Annotated in this window: 20 protein-coding genes; 17 read left to right on the forward strand and 3 right to left on the reverse strand. The window is 49.5% G+C overall.

The genetic code is table 11. The features are described 5' to 3' along the window. Window positions 1–20: 20 nt before the first annotated feature. Both QZZ54_RS02305 and ccsA read right to left on the reverse strand, forming a co-directional pair. Window positions 21–1,304: an HlyC/CorC family transporter gene (locus QZZ54_RS02305; RefSeq protein WP_290697983.1), complete on the reverse strand. Its 1,284-nt coding sequence runs from the start codon at window positions 1,302–1,304 to the stop codon at window positions 21–23. 102 nt (window positions 1,305–1,406) lie between these two features. Continuing rightward, complete coding sequence (gene ccsA / locus QZZ54_RS02310; RefSeq protein WP_290697985.1) at window positions 1,407–2,192, reverse strand: cytochrome c biogenesis protein CcsA; 786 nt, start codon at window positions 2,190–2,192, stop codon at window positions 1,407–1,409. Window positions 2,193–2,479: 287 nt separating this feature from the next. Between ccsA and ffh the strand changes: the two genes are divergently transcribed. The 14 genes from ffh to nfo all read left to right on the forward strand — a co-directional run bounded on the left by ffh (window position 2,480) and on the right by nfo (window position 14,972). Then, window positions 2,480–3,880, forward strand: coding sequence for a signal recognition particle protein (gene ffh / locus QZZ54_RS02315; RefSeq protein ID WP_290697987.1), 1,401 nt, complete (start codon window positions 2,480–2,482; stop codon window positions 3,878–3,880). 182 nt (window positions 3,881–4,062) lie between these two features. Beyond that, window positions 4,063–4,302 (forward strand): 30S ribosomal protein S16, encoded by a 240-nt coding sequence (gene rpsP / locus QZZ54_RS02320; protein ID WP_290697989.1) that lies wholly within the window; start codon window positions 4,063–4,065, stop codon window positions 4,300–4,302. Window positions 4,303–4,332: 30 nt separating this feature from the next. Further along, complete coding sequence (rimM, locus tag QZZ54_RS02325) at window positions 4,333–4,866, forward strand: ribosome maturation factor RimM (RefSeq protein ID WP_290697991.1); 534 nt, start codon at window positions 4,333–4,335, stop codon at window positions 4,864–4,866. 3 nt (window positions 4,867–4,869) lie between these two features. Next, window positions 4,870–5,619, forward strand: a complete 750-nt coding sequence (gene trmD, locus QZZ54_RS02330) for a tRNA (guanosine(37)-N1)-methyltransferase TrmD (RefSeq protein ID WP_290697993.1) — start codon at window positions 4,870–4,872, stop codon at window positions 5,617–5,619. Window positions 5,620–5,635: 16 nt separating this feature from the next. Beyond that, window positions 5,636–5,995: a 50S ribosomal protein L19 gene (gene rplS, locus QZZ54_RS02335; protein WP_019620840.1), complete on the forward strand. Its 360-nt coding sequence runs from the start codon at window positions 5,636–5,638 to the stop codon at window positions 5,993–5,995. 173 nt (window positions 5,996–6,168) lie between these two features. Continuing rightward, window positions 6,169–6,585 (forward strand): hypothetical protein, encoded by a 417-nt coding sequence (locus tag QZZ54_RS02340; RefSeq protein WP_290697997.1) that lies wholly within the window; start codon window positions 6,169–6,171, stop codon window positions 6,583–6,585. Window positions 6,586–6,625: 40 nt separating this feature from the next. After that, on the forward strand, window positions 6,626–7,555 hold the full coding sequence (gene xerD / locus QZZ54_RS02345; protein WP_366644935.1) for a site-specific tyrosine recombinase XerD: 930 nt from the start codon (window positions 6,626–6,628) through the stop codon (window positions 7,553–7,555). 105 nt (window positions 7,556–7,660) lie between these two features. Continuing rightward, window positions 7,661–8,401: a DsbC family protein gene (locus QZZ54_RS02350; protein WP_290698001.1), complete on the forward strand. Its 741-nt coding sequence runs from the start codon at window positions 7,661–7,663 to the stop codon at window positions 8,399–8,401. 178 nt (window positions 8,402–8,579) lie between these two features. Then, complete coding sequence (locus tag QZZ54_RS02355) at window positions 8,580–9,875, forward strand: homoserine dehydrogenase (protein ID WP_290698003.1); 1,296 nt, start codon at window positions 8,580–8,582, stop codon at window positions 9,873–9,875. 27 nt (window positions 9,876–9,902) lie between these two features. Beyond that, window positions 9,903–11,297, forward strand: coding sequence for a threonine synthase (gene thrC / locus QZZ54_RS02360; RefSeq protein WP_290698015.1), 1,395 nt, complete (start codon window positions 9,903–9,905; stop codon window positions 11,295–11,297). A gap of 72 nt (window positions 11,298–11,369) precedes the next feature. After that, on the forward strand, window positions 11,370–12,179 hold the full coding sequence (locus tag QZZ54_RS02365; RefSeq protein WP_290698017.1) for a YdcF family protein: 810 nt from the start codon (window positions 11,370–11,372) through the stop codon (window positions 12,177–12,179). Further along, the gene (recJ, locus tag QZZ54_RS02370) at window positions 12,172–13,905 is read left to right on the forward strand and encodes a single-stranded-DNA-specific exonuclease RecJ (protein ID WP_290698019.1); all 1,734 of its coding nucleotides are present in this window, start codon (window positions 12,172–12,174) and stop codon (window positions 13,903–13,905) included. Before QZZ54_RS02365 ends, recJ begins: the two co-directional genes overlap by 8 nt. 30 nt (window positions 13,906–13,935) lie before the next feature. Further along, window positions 13,936–14,118, forward strand: a complete 183-nt coding sequence (locus QZZ54_RS02375) for a hypothetical protein (RefSeq protein ID WP_290698022.1) — start codon at window positions 13,936–13,938, stop codon at window positions 14,116–14,118. Beyond that, window positions 14,115–14,972 carry a deoxyribonuclease IV gene (gene nfo / locus QZZ54_RS02380; RefSeq protein ID WP_290698024.1) on the forward strand — a complete coding sequence of 286 codons (858 nt, stop codon included), beginning with the start codon at window positions 14,115–14,117 and terminating at the stop codon, window positions 14,970–14,972. The genes QZZ54_RS02375 and nfo overlap by 4 nt, the downstream gene beginning before the upstream one ends. Window positions 14,973–15,064: 92 nt before the next feature. Here the strand turns inward: nfo and sulP are convergent, their stop codons facing one another. After that, on the reverse strand, window positions 15,065–16,804 hold the full coding sequence (sulP, locus tag QZZ54_RS02385; protein ID WP_290698026.1) for a SulP family inorganic anion transporter: 1,740 nt from the start codon (window positions 16,802–16,804) through the stop codon (window positions 15,065–15,067). Between the two features lie 131 nt (window positions 16,805–16,935). Here sulP and QZZ54_RS02390 point away from each other — a divergent pair, with 131 nt between their 5' ends. From QZZ54_RS02390 to QZZ54_RS02400, 3 genes are all read left to right on the forward strand, one after another. Next, window positions 16,936–17,559 carry an NUDIX domain-containing protein gene (locus QZZ54_RS02390; protein WP_290698028.1) on the forward strand — a complete coding sequence of 208 codons (624 nt, stop codon included), beginning with the start codon at window positions 16,936–16,938 and terminating at the stop codon, window positions 17,557–17,559. A 68-nt stretch (window positions 17,560–17,627) separates the two neighbouring features. Further along, window positions 17,628–18,068 carry a DUF1249 domain-containing protein gene (locus QZZ54_RS02395; RefSeq protein ID WP_290698030.1) on the forward strand — a complete coding sequence of 147 codons (441 nt, stop codon included), beginning with the start codon at window positions 17,628–17,630 and terminating at the stop codon, window positions 18,066–18,068. Beyond that, complete coding sequence (locus QZZ54_RS02400; protein ID WP_290698033.1) at window positions 18,065–18,841, forward strand: phosphodiesterase; 777 nt, start codon at window positions 18,065–18,067, stop codon at window positions 18,839–18,841. The genes QZZ54_RS02395 and QZZ54_RS02400 overlap by 4 nt, the downstream gene beginning before the upstream one ends. Window positions 18,842–18,896 lie beyond the last annotated feature (55 nt).

Here is an 18,896-nt window from a genome sequence, read left to right on the forward strand (position 1 = left end):
TTTGAAGCATGAGGGAGGGATTAATCCTCATCTTCCTCATCGCTGTCGCGTCTCAGCCGGGTAGCCCGGATTGTCTTTATCAAATTGTCGCTTACCTGCAGTGTTTCTATCCGGTAATTATCGATCAGTAAACACACATTGGCGTCTGGAATGGCTTCTATGATTTCCATCACCAGCCCGTTGATAGTTTTAGGTCCGTCGGTGGGCAGGTCCCAGTCCAGGGATTTATTTACATCACGGATATTGGCCGTGCCGTCGATAAAGTAGCTGCCATCCCCCTGTGGATAGATATCTTGGTTATCTTCTTTACCGCTGATGGACATCTCGCCGACGATCTCTTCGAGAATATCTTCCAGGGTCACTACACCCTGAATATCACCATACTCATCAACCACTAAAGCGATTCTACGACTCTCTTTCTGAAAGTTCAGCAGTTGAGTTTGTAGCGGAGTACTTTCAGGTACAAAGTAAGGTTCGTGAATAACCTGAAGAATAGCGGCTTTGGTCACGGCATCTTGCCTGAATACCTGAGCCAGGTTGCGCATATGGAGTATGCCCACCACTTTATTCAGTTCTCCCCGATAAACAGGCATACGGGTATGGGAGGTGGTGCTTAATTGTTCGATGATTAGGTCAAGATCGTGATCCAGATCGATTCCCAATACCTCGTTACGAGGAATCATGATGTCGTTGACGGTGACATCATCCAGTTCTAATACACCCAGCAACATGGATTGGTTGCGTTGTTGAAGCACAGCGCCAGACTCATTTACCAGTGTGCGAAGTTCTTCTGTACTCAGGTGGTGATGTTCCCCCGGTGTCATTTTAATGCCGATCAGCTTAAGCAAACTATTGGTGATGAGATTGACGGTCCATACCAGTGGATAGAGTAGTTTTAACAGCGGTTGAAGAATATAGGCCGCCGGGAAGGCGATCTTTTCCGGGTATAGAGCTGCAATCGTCTTAGGCGAGACTTCGGCAAAAATCAGAATGACCAGGGTGAGTCCTGCGGTGGCGATGAATATGCCGTCTTCGCCCCATAAATCAACGGCGATGATGGTGGCTATCGCTGAAGCAAGAATGTTGACGAAGTTATTGCCGATGAGGATCACGCCGATGAGTCGGTCAGGGCGTTTTAGAAGCTTGTTGGCTTTAATGGCTCCCCGGTGTCTGTTTTTGACCATATGCCTTAACCGATAACGGTTAAGAGACATCATGCCGGTCTCAGAACTGGAGAAAAATGCGGAACAGAAAATAAGAAATACAAGCAGTCCCAATAGGGACTCGATCGATGCGCCTTCCAAGACGTTTAACCTTCAATAGCTGGTTGGAACGCCATTGTCGGGCTAAGCCCAGAAACTGTCAAGCATACTTAGTTAACACTGCGTTCTGGATATGCTGAGAGCTTACATTAATAGTTCGACAACAAACTTACTGCCGAAGAATGAAAGCATTAACACGATAAACCCACCAACCGTCCAGCGGATCGCTTTGTGGCTGCGCCAGCCCAGGAAGTGGCGACCTATTAACAGGGTAGCGTAGAGCAACCAGGCTAGAATTGAGAGAACGGTTTTATGTACCAGATGCTGAGCAAACAGATCCTCGAATACCAGCGCGCCACTCACTAGCGAGAGTGTCAGTAGGATAAGTCCGGTCCAGATCATCTCAAATAGTAGTGCTTCCATCGTCTGTAATGGAGGGAGTGAACGCAACAGGCCTTTGGTCATGTGATGCTTTAAATGATAGTCCTGCTTGGCCAGCAGTACTGCCTGAAAAGTCGCCAGAGTGAAGATGCTGTAAGCCAGAATGGAGAGCAGTATATGGATAACAAGGCCGCTGTCGTACTGCTTGGCTATATTAGTGTCTATTCCGAACAGGGTGAATAGCAGGGCTAATGCAGCCAGGGGGAGAATGCCGATAAACAGGTTGTCGATTCTCTGTCGCAGCGAGCTCAGTAGTACCAGTGTGGCGACCAGCCAGCCTATTAGTGAGCCAATACTGAAAAAGCCTAGATGGATACCGCCGGGGTGGTGTAGATCGAGATAGACTGCATAGCTGTGAGCAATAATGGCAACCAATGCTATCAGTCTGATGACCTGTCTGTTAATGCTGCGGCCGCTAATCGTCTGCCACTGCAGGGAGGCAGCGGTTAGATAACAGAGAATAGCGATTAGTGTGGGCAGAGTTTGCATCAGCGGTTAGCTCATCAGATCCATAGAAATAAGGGAAGGGACTTGTTCGCTCCTTCTTTAGCTGGCGCTAAGTGTGTCATAAATATGCCGTTGATGAAATGTTGATACGGGGCTATTTGACAGAGGTCAGCTATGCGATTGGGTAATAGATAACCAGTTCCTGTTTAATCAGGTTCCTATAGGGCGCTGCTGCTGTATAATGGCTCTCTTTATTTTGCTGCCCAAGAGCTGATTCAATAGCGGCTTCTGACTTAAGCAGTATCGGAATAACCCCTCAAGGCGTAACTATGTTTGAGAATCTGACGGATCGTCTGGCGAAAACGCTTAAATCGGTCACGGGTCAGGCGAAGCTGACCGAAGACAATATTCAAGGCACCTTGCGTGAAGTACGCATGGCGCTGCTTGAAGCTGACGTGGCGCTGCCAGTCGTTAAAATATTTATTAGCAGTGTTAAAGAACGCGCTGTAGGAACTGAGGTTAGCAAGAGCCTGAGTCCTGGACAGGTGTTCGTTAAGATCGTCCAGCAGGAACTGGAAAAGGTCATGGGTGAGGCCAATGAGGCGCTCAACCTGGCCGCTCAGCCACCTGCCGTTGTGATGATGGCGGGTCTTCAGGGTGCGGGTAAAACGACCTCTGTTGCTAAGCTGTCCCTTTTTCTGCGCCAGCGGGAAAAGAAGAAAGTGCTGGTGGTTTCTGCCGACGTCTATCGTCCTGCGGCGATTAAGCAGCTGGAAACTCTGGCGGCAGAAGTTGAGGTGGATTTCTTTCCCTCTTCTATTGAGCAAAAGCCGATCGATATCGTTAATGCGGCGATTAATCACGCCAAAGTTAAGCATTTCGATGTTCTGATTGTCGATACCGCCGGTCGTCTGCATGTCGATACCGATATGATGGATGAGATCAAAGCGTTGCACGCAGCGATCAACCCGGTCGAAACACTGTTTGTGGTTGATGCCATGACCGGTCAGGATGCTGCCAATACGGCCAAAGCATTCAATGATGTGCTGCCTCTAACGGGTGTGGTACTGACTAAGACCGATGGTGATGCCCGTGGTGGTGCCGCGCTATCTGTTCGTCATATTACCGGTAAGCCGATCAAGTTCCTGGGTGTAGGCGAGAAAGTCGATGCTCTTGAACCTTTCCACCCTGACCGGGTTGCTTCCCGGATTTTGGGTATGGGTGATGTTCTCTCCCTGATCGAGGAAGTCGAACAAAAAGTCGACAAAGATAAAGCTGAGCGACTGGCGAAGAAGTTCCAGAAAGGCAAAGGCTTTGATCTGGAAGATTTCCGCGACCAGTTGCAGCAGATGAGCAACATGGGCGGTATGTCTTCGTTGATGGATAAGATGCCAGGCATGGGCCAGATGGGCCAGGCGATGCAGGGGGCTAACTTATCAAATGCGGAAAAGGGCTTTAAACAGTTCGAATCGATTATAAACTCGATGACTCCCCATGAGCGTAAGCGTCCGGATGTTATTTCTGGTTCGCGCAAAAAGCGTATTGCGATGGGGTCGGGTACACAGATTCAGGATGTAAACCGCTTACTGAAGCAGCATAAGCAGATGGCTAAAATGATGAAGAAGTTTTCATCGAAGGGCGGTATGGCCAAAATGATGCGCGGCATGAAGGGTATGATGCCCGGCGGTATGGGTGGTCCAGGCGGCCCCGGTGGTTTCCCGCGGATGTAGTGTCGGCGTTTAATAAATAACCAAAAGACTTTCCAAGGGGGGCAGATTCACGTAGAATTTGCGCCCTGTTTTTATGATTAGGTGCAGTCTGCGTCGATCTCTTTAATAAAGTGGTCGGAACGGGACTGGAATCTGTGAACTGTGGGTGATATCAAAACTCACTTAATAAAGGGACCAAACGTATGGTAACTATTCGTCTTTCTCGTGGCGGCGCTAAAAAGCGTCCTTTCTATCATTTGACTGTAGCTGATTCTCGTAATCCGCGTGATGGTCGTTTTATTGAGCGTGTTGGCCTGTTCAACCCTCTGGCTAAAGGTCAGGAAGAGCGTCTGCGTGTTAATCAGGAACGTGTTGATTACTGGGTAGCTAAAGGCGCTCAGATGTCTGATCGCGTTGCTAAGCTGATTAAAGACGCTAAGTAAACGTTATTAAGCGATCAGTCGGGTATTAAGATGAGTGGATTAACGTCAGACGAGATTACAACTGTAGGGCGGATCACGACGATCTACGGCGTTAAAGGTTGGGTGAAGATTTACTCCCATACCGAGCCGATGGACCGTATTCTGGATTACTCACCATGGCTACTGAAATTAAATGGTCAGTGGCAGCCGGTTAAGATTAGCGAAGGCAAAAAACATGGTAAGGGACTGGTAGCTAAGCTTGCAGGTGTTGATGATCGTGATGTAGCACGCCAGTATTGTGGCATGGATATCGCGATAGAAAGTAGCCTGTTACCAGCTCTGGGCGAAGGTGATTTTTACTGGAGTCAGCTGGAGAAGCTTGAAGTATTAACCGAGTCCGGCGTGAAGCTGGGTAAGGTGAGTCATCTGATTGCGACCGGTGCAAATGATGTGCTGGTGGTGAAAGGTCAGGAAGGCAGTGTTGATCGCAAAGAGCGGTTGATCCCCTATCTACCGGATCAGGTGATTAAAGAGATAAACCTTGAAGAAGGTACGATACGGGTCGATTGGGATCCGGAGTTTTAACCGGTGTGGATCGGTGTTGTTACCCTTTTTCCGGAGATGTTTGAAGCGATAACTCGCAACGGCGTAACCGGGAGGGCAGTGCGCAACGGCTTGCTAGATGTGCAGTGCTGGAACCCTAGGGAGTTCACAAAGGATAAACACCGAACGGTGGATGATCGCCCTTATGGCGGTGGTCCTGGAATGTTGATGAAGGTGCAGCCGCTGCGGGACGCGATCCATGCAGCAAAACAAACTGCAGGCGATAAGACTAGAGTGATCTATCTTTCACCGCAGGGGCGCCGGCTTGATCATTCTGGTGTGAAGGAACTGGCCGCTTGTGAGCGGTTAATTCTGGTCGCAGGACGCTATGAAGGTATTGATGAGCGTCTGGTGGAGACTGAAATCGATGAAGAGTGGTCGTTGGGTGATTTTGTCCTCAGCGGCGGCGAGTTACCAGCAATGGTGATGATCGATGCGGTATCCAGACTGGTTCCCGGTGTTTTAGGGCATCAGGATTCAGCGACGGAAGATTCCTTTTGTGATGGGCTGCTAGATTGTCCTCACTTCACCCGACCGGAAGAACTTGACGAAATGTCCGTACCTGATGTGTTGCTTAGCGGTAATCATGAGGCTATCAGACGCTGGCGTCTGAAACAGCAACTGGGACGAACCTGGAAACGGCGCCCGGACCTGCTGGATGACCTTAGGTTAGATAAAGAGCAGCAAACATTGTTAAACGAATTTATCCGTGAGGCCGAAGCGTCTCAGGGTTAGTATTTAGGAGCGAGCGATGAGCAGCAAAAACTCTATCATTCAGCAGATCGAAGCTGAACAGATGAATAAAGAAGTACCAGAATTTGCACCGGGTGACACCGTTATTGTTCAGGTAAAAGTAGTCGAAGGCGAGCGTAAGCGTTTGCAGGCTTTCGAAGGCGTTGTGATTGGTAAGCGTAACCGTGGCGTTAACTCTGCGTTCACTGTACGTAAAATCTCTCACGGTGTTGGTGTTGAGCGTACTTTCCAAACTTTCGCGTCTACTGTAGACAGCATTGAAGTTAAGCGTCGCGGTGACGTGCGCCAGGCTAAGCTGTACTACTTGCGTGAGCGTAGTGGTAAGTCTGCACGTATTAAAGAGAAGTTGGCTAAGTAATTATTTAGCTCACTTTGAGTATAAAAGGCGACTTCGGTCGCCTTTTTTATTGTCTGAAATTCGCATGAAAATTAATCCCGCACTAAAATAAAAGGAATATTGTTGAGCCTGTTTAGTTTTGGTTGCTGTCAGGGTACTGTAGTAAATAGGTGATGGGTTGTGGATGGGGGGCTATGAAGAGATTTTTGGTCGGTATATGCTCTCTGTTTTTTCTGCTGGGCGCCGGTACAAAAGCCGTAAGCGCGGACGACGACAAAAAAATTGTCGACAAACGAGATGCTCAGGGCCGTACTGCGGATGAAGAAGCGCGCCGTCAGGCTACCCGGGAAGCGATTCGACGGGCGGTGAGGGGTGGGCAGGTAGCTCCGAAAACTGTGCATGAAAAAACCTATCAGTCGATCCGTCATGAGCAGATCGGGCAATATGTTGGCAGCTGGGTAAAGCTAGAAACCTATTTTGGGCGCAAAGTGGAGGGCACGCTTAAGCGAGTAAAGGGTGATATTATCTATGTTGATGAGCATGTAGCTCAGGGTAGTGCTAGCTATCCTATCAATAAAACAAAGATTTCCGGGCTGAAAGTATTAAAGTAATACGGCTCCTTTGATGGATACCCTCTGAGTGAACAGCGAAATTCAAACCGATGCCCGGGTAACTGCAGAGCATCCTTCTCCTCGTGATTCTGAACTCATTGAACAATTTTTGGATGCGCTCTGGCTTGAAAAGGGGTTAAGTAAAAATACCCTGGGCTCATATCGCCGGGATCTCTCTATCTACGCTTGCTGGCTAAACAGTCAAAAGCAATTCTTGCTTGAATCCAGTCGAACCAATCTGCTCAGCTACCTTAATTGGCGCGTACGTCAGCGAATGAAAGCCAGTTCCACAGCCAGATTGCTCTCTTGTCTGCGCGGTTTTTTTCGCTACCTGTTAAGGGAGGGGATGTTGAGTGAAGACCCTACCTTGCAGGTTGAAAGTCCGAAGCGTGGACGACCGTTGCCCAAGAGTCTCAGTGAGGCTGATGTTGAGGCCCTGCTTAATGCGCCTGACGTGGATGATGTTCTTGGTTTTCGGGATAGAGCGATGCTGGAAATGCTTTACTCGTCCGGTTTGCGGGTGAGTGAGTTGGTGGGGCTGCAGTTATCGCAAGTTAACCTTCGTCAAGGTGTTCTCAGGGTTGTGGGTAAGGGGGATAAAGAGCGGTTGGTTCCTTTGGGTGATGAGGCTGCAAATTGGTTGTTGCGTTATCTGAAAGAAGCGCGCCCCGGACTGATTGATAACTCAGAGAATGAGGTTGTCTTTCCTAGTCGTCGTGGTCAGCAAATGACCCGCCAGACCTTTTGGTATCGGATTAAGCGTCATGGTCTAACTGCTGGCATTGATCAGTTGCCGTCACCTCATGTGCTGCGACACGCGTTTGCTACTCATCTTTTGAATCATGGGGCTGATTTAAGAGTGGTGCAGTTGTTGCTGGGTCATAGTGACCTGTCGACCACTCAGATCTATACGCATGTGGCTAAACATCGTTTACAATCGCTGCATCAGAAGCATCACCCACGGGGCTGATTTTCAGGTTATTTTCAGTTTTCGTCGTTAGGCTGGAAACTATGCTGCTGTTTTAGCGTCTTACAGGCAGAGCTTTGAAAGGCGATTCGAATATTTGAGGGAATTATGCAAAAAATAATGATGTCGATAGTGGCTATGGTGCTGCTGAGTTTTAATGTTTCAGCGGATGAGTCTAAAGAGTCGGCTATACGCTCTTCTTTGAGTGCGCTAAGTAGTCAGGTGCCTATCGTTGCTATCGCCGATGCACAGTTTCCAGGTCTTTATGAAGTAACATTGGCTAGTGGTGAGTTACTGTATACGAATGAAACAGGCAGTCATTTTATTGTCGGTGAGGTGTACAAGGTTCAGTCGGACGGAAAGTTAATGAACCTTACCGAAGAAGGTAAAAAGTCTGGCCGGATTGAGCAGTTGGCTTCAGTCGATGCTAAAGATATGGTTATCTTCCCCGCGAAAGGTGAGACTAAGGCTCATATGACAGTGTTTACTGATACCGACTGTTTTTACTGTCGCAAGCTGCATAAAGAGGTCGCGCAGATCAATGAGCTCGGAATCGAAGTTCGATATCTGGCTTTTCCGCGTGCAGGAGCGGGTTCTAAAACTGAGCGGGTGATGAATTCTATCTGGTGTGCTGATGAGTCTGAGCGGGCGGCGTTAATGACTCGGTCTAAAGCTGGCCAGTCTGTTCCCTCGCTTAGCTGTGAGAACAGCCCGGTTATGAGTCAGTACAAATTGGGGCAGCAGATGGGTGTTACTGGTACTCCCGCGCTGGTGCTTCAGGACGGTAGTCTGGTGCCGGGCTATATGCCTGCTGCTCAGCTGGCGAAAATGTTGGGTGTTGTTAACTGAGATTTTGTAATTTAGAAGGGGGGCTATAAGCTCCCCTTTTTTTATGCATAAACTTTTTTGCGGTAAGGTAGGGTGCTGCGTAGAGCTTATGTCTTATATTCGCTATAATGCGTGCCTATTTTTTAACCGCAGTAATGTCTGCCGCTCGAATAGCAAAGTAATAGCGCGAGGTAATGGTTTGAAACCTGTAAAAGTTGGTATCTGTGGTCTTGGCACCGTTGGTGGTGGTACGTTTAATGTACTGAAACGCAACGCTGAAGAGATCTCCCGTCGTGCGGGTCGTAGTATCGTTGTTGAAGCGATTGGCGCCCGTCGTGAAAATCCTGATTGCGACACCCGGGGTACCCATATTACAGCGGATATTTTCGAGATTGCTCGCAATCCTGAGATCGATGTCGTTGTTGAGCTGATTGGCGGCTACGATATAGCGCTAGAGCTAGTGATGACCGCTATTGAACATGGCAAGCATGTCGTCACCGCTAATAAAGCGTTAATCGCCGTGCACGGAAACGAAATTTTTGAAGCGGCCCAGAAAAAGAACGTTATGGTTGCGTTTGAAGCGTCGGTTGCCGGTGGTATTCCGATCATCAAAGCGATGCGTGAAGGTTTGTCAGCTAACAGGATTAACTGGCTGGCGGGTATCATCAATGGTACCGGTAACTTCATTCTGACGGAGATGCGCGATAAAGGTCGTGACTTCGCTGATGTTCTGGCTGAAGCGCAGGCGCTGGGTTATGCCGAAGCGGATCCTACCTTTGATGTCGAGGGTATCGATGCGGCGCATAAACTGACGATTCTGGCATCGATTGCCTTTGGTGTTCCCCTGCAATTTGATAAGGCTTATACCGAAGGTATCAGCAATATTACGGCTGACGATGTGCAGTTTGCAGAAGAGCTGGGTTACCGGATTAAGCATCTGGGTATTAGTCGCCGTACCGAAAAGGGTATCGAGTTGCGCGTACACCCAACCATGATTCCAGAAAAGGCACTGCTGGCGAATGTTCATGGTGTGATGAATGCAGTACTGGTTGACGGCGATGCTGTGGGTCAGACTATGTATTACGGAGCGGGTGCTGGTGCTGAACCGACAGCGTCTGCTGTGGTAGCGGATATTGTTGATGTAGTGCGTACACTGACGGCTGACCGGGATAACCGGGTTCCACATTTGGCGTTCCAGCCGGGCAGTCTGTCGGCTTTGCCGATTTTACCGGTTGATGAAGTTACCAGCGCGTACTACCTGCGTCTGACAGTGAATGAACGCCCGGGCGTGCTGGCGATGGTGACCTCTATCCTGAGTGAGTCTGAGATCAGCATCGATGCGATCATTCAGAAAGAGACCCATGAAGAGCAAGTGCCTGTAATCATCCTGACTCAGGATGTTCAGGAGAAGCAGATGAATGAAGCGATCGCTAAGATCGAAGCGCTGGCTGATGTTAATGAGGCGGTTACCCGTATCCGCGTTGAACATCTGTAAGGAACCGGAATAGCAGGAATTTAGACAGTGAAATATATCTCTACCCGGGGCGATGCCCCTGTCCTGAATTTTGAAGAAGTACTGCTGGCGGGTCTGGCCAGTGATGGTGGTCTCTACGTGCCGGAAGTCCTGCCGACTTTCAGTAAAGAAGAGATTGCTTCCTGGATCGGACTGCCATATAACGAATTGGCGTATAAGATTATTAAGCCGTTTGTTGATGACTGTGTGGAAGATGCCGATCTTAAACAGATGATTGATGAGACCTATGCTGGGTTTAATCATAGCGCCGTTGCTCCACTGAAAGAATTAGGCACTAATGAATGGGTGTTGGAATTATTCCACGGGCCTACTCTGGCGTTTAAAGATTTTGCATTGCAGCTGCTGGGTCGTTTGATGGATTATGCTCTGACCAAGCGTCAGGAGCGTCTGGTTATTATGGGGGCTACTTCCGGCGATACCGGTTCAGCTGCCATTGAAGGTTGTCGTCACAGCGATCACCTGGATATCTTTATCCTGCATCCATACAACCGTGTATCTGAAGTGCAGCGTAAGCAGATGACCACCATTATCGAAGATAATGTGTTCAATGTAGCGCTGGAAGGTAACTTCGACGATTGTCAGGAGATGGTAAAGGACAGCTTTGCTAATCAGGATTTCCTGGGTGGCCGTAAGCTGGGTGCCGTAAACTCGATCAACTGGGCGCGTATTATGTCCCAGATCGTTTACTACTTCTCAGCTTCTCTAGCGGTGGGTGGTCCTCATCGTGAAGTGGCGTTCTCAGTTCCGACAGGAAACTTCGGTGACATATTTGCGGGTTATCTGGCGAAGCAGATGGGCCTGCCTATCAGTCAGCTGGTGGTTGCGACTAACAAAAACGATATCCTGCACCGGGTAATCTCCGGCAACGATATGAGCAAGGGTGAGCTGGTTCACACGCTGTCTCCATCGATGGATATTATGGTGTCCTCAAACTTTGAGCGACTGCTGTTTGATGTCTACGGGCGTGATGGGGCTGCAATTAGCGACCTGATGGCTAAGTTTAAAACTCAGTCAGTTCAGTTAGATCAGCCGCGTTGGGAAAAAGTGCGTGAGCTCTTCGATAGCTATGCTTGCGACGATGAAGCAACCTGTAAAGTGATCGAAACAGTAGCGAAGGAAACCGGCTATCTGCTGGATCCACATACCGCTATTGGTGTGGCTGCAGGGCGTGAATGTAATCGTGATGCCAGTGTGCCGATGATCGTACTTTCAACGGCTCATCCGGTGAAGTTTCCAGAGGCTGTATTGAAAGCCGGGTTGGAATCTCCGCAGTTGCCAGATCATATGGCCGATCTGTTTGAGCGTGAAGAGCAGTTCACTGTGTTACCTAATGAACTGTCTACCGTACAGCAATTCGTGGCTAAAAACGTTCATAGCGACTAAGTGCTTGCTGCTTTGATAATAGCCCGTTAGAGTCTCTGATTCTAACGGGCTTTTTATTGGGGGATAATAAGCATGGATCTGTTTTTTATACTGTCGAAGTTGTTCTGGGTGATTGTTAACCCGGGTAACTTGCTGATTTTATTATTGGTTTTAGCTTTGTTGAAAGGCTGGAAAACGCTCTCTTCATCTATCGCACTTTGTTTACTGTTCATTACATTCTATCCGGCAGGTAACTTGTTGTTACAGCCCCTGGAAAAGCGTTTCTCTTTGCCGGTTACGCTGCCAGAAAATATCGCGGGTGTGATTGTTTTGGGTGGCGCAGAAGAGGCGGAATTAAGCTCAATCTGGCAGCAGCCTCAGTTTAATATGGCGGCGGAGCGGGATATGGCTATTTTGCCGTTGATGCAACGCTATGCCGATGTCCCGATTATTTTGACCGGTGGCTCCGGTTCGGTTCGTAAACCAGAGTTTCGTGGGGCGGATGTGCTGCAAAGCTGGTTGCAGGGACAGCAGTTAGATCATCGGGTTATATTTGAGCGGGATTCACGGAATACCTTTGAAAACGCAATTTATAGTCAGGGCGTATTGCCCGCCGGTATCGAGTTTAATGACTCCCGGGGATGGTTGCTGGTGACATCGGCCTACCATATGCCAAGATCTGTGGGTATTTTTCGTGCACAGGGCTGGAATGTTATTCCTTACCCGGTTGACTACTATTCTATGCCGGCAGGCTTTAATAGTGTGCGGGCGGACCTGGGGAAAAATCTACACGAACTCTCAATCGGCGTTCGCGAATGGGTGGGTCTGGGGGCGTATTTTCTGACCGATAAAACCGATCAGCTTTTTCCGTCAGAGACTCTGGAGATCAGTTTGAATGAGTGAACTACTGATTCGTCGCCGTGAGGTGGATAAAAACAGTAATGTTTTCAACCAGGTACATCCGTTGTTGGCCAGGATCTACGCTAGTCGTGGGTTACATAATTCTGAAGAGCTGGGCAGAAGCCTGCAGACCTTGCAAACCGGTCGGGACATGCTGGGGCTGGATGCGGCGGTTAGCCGGCTAATCACTGCGCTGGAGCAAGACCAGCATATCCTGATAGTGGGTGATTTCGATTGTGACGGCGCGACCAGTACCGCCGTTGGGATACTGGGGCTGGGAATGATGGGCGCGAACCGGGTGAGTTATCTGGTGCCCAACCGTTTTGAATATGGCTACGGGCTTAGTCCTGAAATTGTTAAGGTTGCAGCAGAACAGAAGCCTGATCTGATCATTACCGTGGACAATGGTATCTCCAGTGTCGATGGTGTTGCTCAGGCAAATAGTCTTGGCATCGATGTCGTTGTTACCGACCATCACCTGCCCGGCGATAAGCTGCCAGAAGCCTGTGCCATCGTTAATCCCAATCAGCCTGGCTGTAGTTTTAGTGAAAAATCCACCTGTGGCGTTGGCGTAATCTTCTACGTAATGACGGCGCTTCGCAGAGCTTTAGACCAGCAAAATTGGTTCGAGAACCGGGGGCTGGCCAAGCCAAATCTGGGGTCCTTACTTGATCTGGTAGCGCTGGGCACTGTGGCTGATGTTGTGCCGTTGGAGCAAAATAATCGCACCTTGGTTTATCAGGGGGTGCAGCGTATCCGTTCGGGTAAGGCGCGACCGGGTATTATCTCGCTGATAGATATTAGTGGGCGACAGCGAAGCCGTCTGACAGCAACCGATCTTGGTTTTGCGTTAGCGCCGCGTTTGAATGCGGCGGGACGTTTGGATGATATGTCTATCGGTATTGAATGCCTGCTAACTAATGATGAAGAGCGTGCTCGGCAGTTAGCGGTACAGCTGGATACTCTGAATCAGGAGCGTCGGGGTATCGAGCAGGAGATGCAGCAGCAGGCAAATGCGCTGTTGGATGAGCTGCAACTTGATGCCGAGGGTGAGCTGCCCTTTGGTCTCTGCCTCTATGATGCGGACTGGCATCAGGGTGTGATCGGTATTCTGGCCTCGCGGATCAAAGAGAAAGTTAACCGTCCGGTGGTTGCTTTTGCCGTGGGTGATGAGGGTGAGCTAAAAGGCTCAGCCCGTTCGGTCAGTGGTTTTCATATCCGTGATGGACTGGATGCCGTGGCGGCGAAACATCCACAGCTCCTGAAAAAATTCGGTGGTCATGCGATGGCGGCTGGAATGACTATCGCGGCCGAGAATCTGGGGCTGTTTCAGCAGGCATTTGATGAGGCGGTACGACGTCAGTTGAGTGCTGAGCAGCTGCAGCATGCAGTGCTTACCGACGGCCAATTGAGTGGTTCTGAAATGAATATGGAGATGGCCGAGCTCTTACGAGAATCCGGGCCCTGGGGGCATCAATTCCCTGAACCGCTATTTGATGGTGAATTTTCTTTGCTACAGCAGAGAATAGTGGGCCAACGGCACTTGAAATTGGTGCTGATGGAGCCAGATAGTGGAGTAGCGATTGATGCGATCCATTTTAACGCCGATACTGATACCTGGCCGAACGATTCAGTTCAGCGGGTCAGAGCGGTATTCCGTTTGGATGTAAACGAATTTCGCGGGCAGCGTAGCCTGCAACTGATGATAGACCACCTGCTGCCGCTCTGATTCGGCAGCAAGCAACATGAGAGATGAACGATGAACGATTTTACCCTGGATGAATTGAATACACTGGTCGCGGTTTTTGAAAAGGCCGGTATAGCTGAAGATGGCAGCGTTGAAGCTGAGATGTTTGGTCGTATCAAAGCTGCTCAGTCAGAGCGTGCTGAATTAGAAAGTATGGATTTTGATGATTGTTTGGGCGGTGCCTGCAAATTGTGAGTGGTCTACCACTTTATTATGTCGGCGCCCACGTTAGTGCCAGCGGCGGGGTTGAAAACGCCCCGCTGAATGCGGCAAAGCTGGGGGCGAATGCCTTTGCGCTGTTTACCAAAAACCAGCGCCGCTGGGAGGCTAAGCCCCTCACCTCAGGCAATATCAAAAAATTTCGCGACAGTTGTGAGCGTCTGGGATTCAAGGCCGAACAGATTCTGCCCCACGATAGCTATCTGATTAATTTGGGGCATCCGGAGGCGGAACCTTTAGAGAAGTCCCGTGCCGCCTTTATCGACGAGCTGCAGCGTTGTGAGCAGCTGGGGCTCTGTTATCTGAATTTTCATCCTGGTAGCCACCTGCGTAAAGTGGATGAGGAAACCTGCCTCAATACTATCGCTGAGTCGATTAATATTGCCCTGGATCAAACCTCTGGTGTGACGGCGGTCATCGAGAATACGGCGGGTCAGGGTAGTAATCTTGGATGCCGTTTCGAGCATCTGGCGCATATTATTGACCGGGTTGAAGATAAGAGTCGGGTGGGCGTTTGCCTGGATACCTGTCATACCTTTGCTTCCGGTTATGATCTGCGTGACCGGGATGATTGCGAGAAAACCTTTACCGACTTTGAACGTATTGTTGGATTTGAATATCTTAAGGGCATGCACCTGAACGACTCAAAAGCGGCGTTCGATAGTCGTAAAGATCGCCATCATAGCTTAGGCATGGGTGAGATTGGTTTAGAAGTGTTTCGTTTCATTATGTCCGATGACCGCTTCCGTGGGATACCGATGGTGTTGGAAACCATCGATGATACGATCTGGGCGGAAGAGATTCAGATGTTGCGCTCGTTCCAGGGTTAAGCTTTGTTCGCTGTCATCTATTGTTAGAAGCTGTCAGGGCCTGCAAACATCGCTTATTAAACTGTGTGTAACAGAACAGCTATTTTCTCACTTCAATCGATTATCACTCCTCGCTTTTCTTCCAGTGCACACATTGCATCATCAGCGGTAAAGAAGACCTGCCCCGGGCTTAGCTGTTGCAGAAAGTGTGTGCCTTTAAGTTTGTCCATGACTGGGCCTTTAACTTCTGCAAGGTGCAGGGTTATACCTTCTGAGGCTAATTGTGCTGTCAGATTTTCCAGGCTTTCAAGGGCGCTGGCATCGATAAAATTCACTGCATTACAGAGCAAAACGACATGGGCGACCTCTCGGTGGCTGGTGCACTGGGCACGAATAAAATCCTCAACAAAGCGGGTGTTGGCAAAGTAGAGGCTCTCGTCCACCCGGATAGCCAGTACATGTTTGTCCGTCGTGACTTCGTGGCGTTCAACGTTGCGAAAGTGCTGACTGTTACCCACACGTCCCACGACCGCTATATGGGGCTGGCTGCTGCGGTATAGCAATAGCAGGAAAGAGATTGCGATGCCGCTGAGAATGCCTAACTCTACCCCCAGGGCCAGAACGAAAACAAAGGTGCTTAATAGTGTTAAGGCATCGGCTTTGTTGAACTTCCAGCTGTCAGTAAATGCACGGATATTGATCAGTGGCAGTACGGCCATAATAATCACAGCGCCTAGAATTGCCTTCGGCAGATAGAAGAATAGGGGGGTGAAAAAACTGACTGTGAGGGCGACCATCAGCGCTGAAATGGCAGATGCAATAGTGGTTCGGGCGCCTGACGCGTGATTCACCATTGATCGGCCAAAGCCGCCGGCTACCGGGTAAGTGCCGCTAAAGGCGGCCCCTAGATTAGCAGCTCCCAGGGCGACCAGTTCCTTGTTCGGCTCGATACGTTCTCTATTGCGACTGGCGAGGGTTGTGCCAACGGATACGCTTTCGAGATAGCCAATCAGGGCGATTAGCAACGCCGGAGTTATTAATGTTTGCCAGAGCGCAAGGTCGATGTGAAAGCCGCTTATCGAGGGCAGTCCCTCTGGAATAACGCCAACGATAGCGACCTGCTGGCTCTGATCTAGTCCCAGCGACGCAACCGTAGTGATACCGATGATCATCGCGAACATGGGGCCAGCCCGGCATATAGGTTGAACCAGCCAGCCGGGTAGTTGTGAATTTTTGAGTAAAACAATCAGTTTTTCTTTTACCAGCCAGAGTGTCACCAGACCGAGTATTCCCAGCATTAGAGCCGTGCTGTTGAGTTCATTCAGATTGCTGAGAAGATAGCCAAAGGAGTCGGTGATAAAGCCGCCATTCGGGATGTCCAAGCCGGTTAAGTGACGAATCTGGCTAACGGCTATTAGCAGGGCGGCGGCACTGGTAAAGCCGGAGATCACCGAATGGCTCATAAAGTTGACGATAGAGCCGAGTTGTAAGCAGCGGAGCATTAACAAAATTAAGCCGACCAGGAGGGAGAGGTTAATAGCAACGGTGGCAGGATCAGCTAAACCGCTGGCACTGGTATCTGCAATGGTAGAGCCTACCATTAATGAGGTGATAGCGACCGGGCCTACAGCAAGGCTACGGCTGGAGCCCAGCAGAGCGTATATAAGTAGAGGAATGATTGCGCCATATAAGCCAAACTGAGGCGGGAGCCCTGCTAGAAAAGCATATGCCATTCCCTGAGGGATCAGTAGTACGCCGACAACGATGCCTGCGACCAGATCACTGGCAAAATCATCCCGGTGATAGTGTTTAATCCACTGGGTAAGGGGTAGGTAGTCGACTAATCCGGGCATAAGGCTAGCCTATATTTCTATTTGGAATAACTATATCTCCCATAATTATAACTCCTGTTCAGAGGCGCTGACCAGCCATGTTATATTTGCTCTCTGTTTTTTAATTCACCCTGTGTATCTGGAACTCTGTTATGGCGAATTGGCAACCCAGGTTTACCTCAGCTGATGTGGAAATAACTGAACAGGAAAGGCTCTGTGATGGTTTCTTCAAAATCAGTCGATTGAATATTCGGCATGCGCTGTTTGAAGGTGGTGAAGTCGAGGTGGTACGCGAACAGTTTCAACGTGATGATGCGGTCTGTGTACTGCTGTTTGATCCTGTCAGAGATACTATTGTATTGATTGAGCAGTTCCGGGTAGGGGCGTTAAACAGGCCCAATGGCCCTTGGTTGCTGGAGCTGGTGGCGGGAATTGTAGAGCAGGGTGAAACCCCTGAGGATGTTGCTCTGCGTGAGGCGGTGGAAGAAGCGGGAGCCCATATCTACGATATAGTGCCGATAACCCGCTATCTGCCCAGTGCAGGCGGCAGTGATGAATATATCGAGCTGCTCTGTGCCAGGGTTGATAGTGACAGCGTGGGTGGCGTGCATGGGCTGGCCCATGAAGGCGAAGATATTCTGGTGCATGTGCTACCCTTTGCTGAGGTGTGTGAGATGGTGGCAAATACCACTATCGATAATGCGGCGACTATTATTGCGGTACAATGGTTGCAATTGAATAAGCAAAAACTCCTGCAACGCTGGGGATGTTTGTAAGTTTCGTATTCAGTAAGCTGTTTCAATGAATCGTGACTGAATGATGAAGAGCTGAATGTCTGGAAAATATGAAAAAACGTTATATCCCTGACCTGGTAAAGCAGATGGCTGATTGTGAAGCCAACTATCAGCGCTTGATGCGGCTGATGCCGGATCTTGAGCTGTGCGATGAGCGCGAGTTCGAGGTGCACTGGCATGCTCAGCAGAGCACAGTGCGCTTGCAGGTTGAAGAACGTTTTACTTATACCACTACAGTATTAGTATCCCAGAGTTTTGATCACAGCTGGCTCGAAGCCCCAAGTCTTGTCGTACGGATCTATCATGATGCCCGGGTCGCAGAGGTGATCTGCCTGAAGAGTCGGCGTCAGTTCAGGGGGGTGTATAGCTACCCGAATGATCGGATGCATCAGAAAGATGAAAAAGCTCAGCTGAACCAGTATTTGGGCGAATGGCTCAGTCACTGTCTGACACATGGTCAGGCGACAGAACCTGCTTTTAGTTATTCATGAATCCTCTGGTTATTGCTCAGATTACCGATTGCCATCTTCAGAATGATCCTCAACAGGGGTATCGTGGGTTGGATGTTGAGCAGCACCTGGACTTAGTTGTCGGTGACCTGTTACAGCAATCTGAAACTGTCGATATGATTCTCTGGACTGGTGACTTGGTTCATCACGGCGCGGTAAGGGGCTATCAGCGTCTGAGTGAGCGTATCTCAAAGCTCTCTATTCCCAGTTTCTGGATACCCGGTAACCACGATGATGCTGAACTGATGCAGCGGATTGGAGATCAGGCTGAAGGTCGTCTGAATCAGCGTGTCGTTCAGGCAAATGATTGGGCGATAATTCTTCTGGACAGTACTTCTGAACCGGATGGCCAGGGTGGCGGTAGTCTGGCTCAGAGTGAGCTGGACTTCCTCCAACAGCAGTTGCGGGCGTTGAGTGATCTGTCTTGTCTGATCGTCTTGCATCATAATCCAGTGCCGGTTGAAAGTGACTGGCAGGACCAGATTATGCTGGGTAATGCGGAGGCGTTTTGGCAGCTGTTGGCCGCTCATGAAAATGTCCGAGGGGTGATCAATGGTCATGTTCACCAGCCTAAGGATAGTGACATTAACGGGGTGCGGGTGATGATGACGCCAGCCACTTCGGTTCAGTTTAAAGTGGGGTGCAGTCAGTTTGCGCTGGAAGACCACTCCGCTCTGCAAGCACCGGCTTATCGTCTTCTGAAGCTCTTTAGCGATGGTCAGATAACGACCTCGGTCAAAAGAGTGGCTGGTTGAGGTTGCAACCTATCCTGCTCTCCGGTACTTTACAAAAAGCATGTATATATATACA

This window comes from Amphritea sp., from assembly GCF_016744155.1.
Taxonomy (GTDB): Bacteria; Pseudomonadota; Gammaproteobacteria; order Pseudomonadales; family Balneatricaceae; genus Amphritea.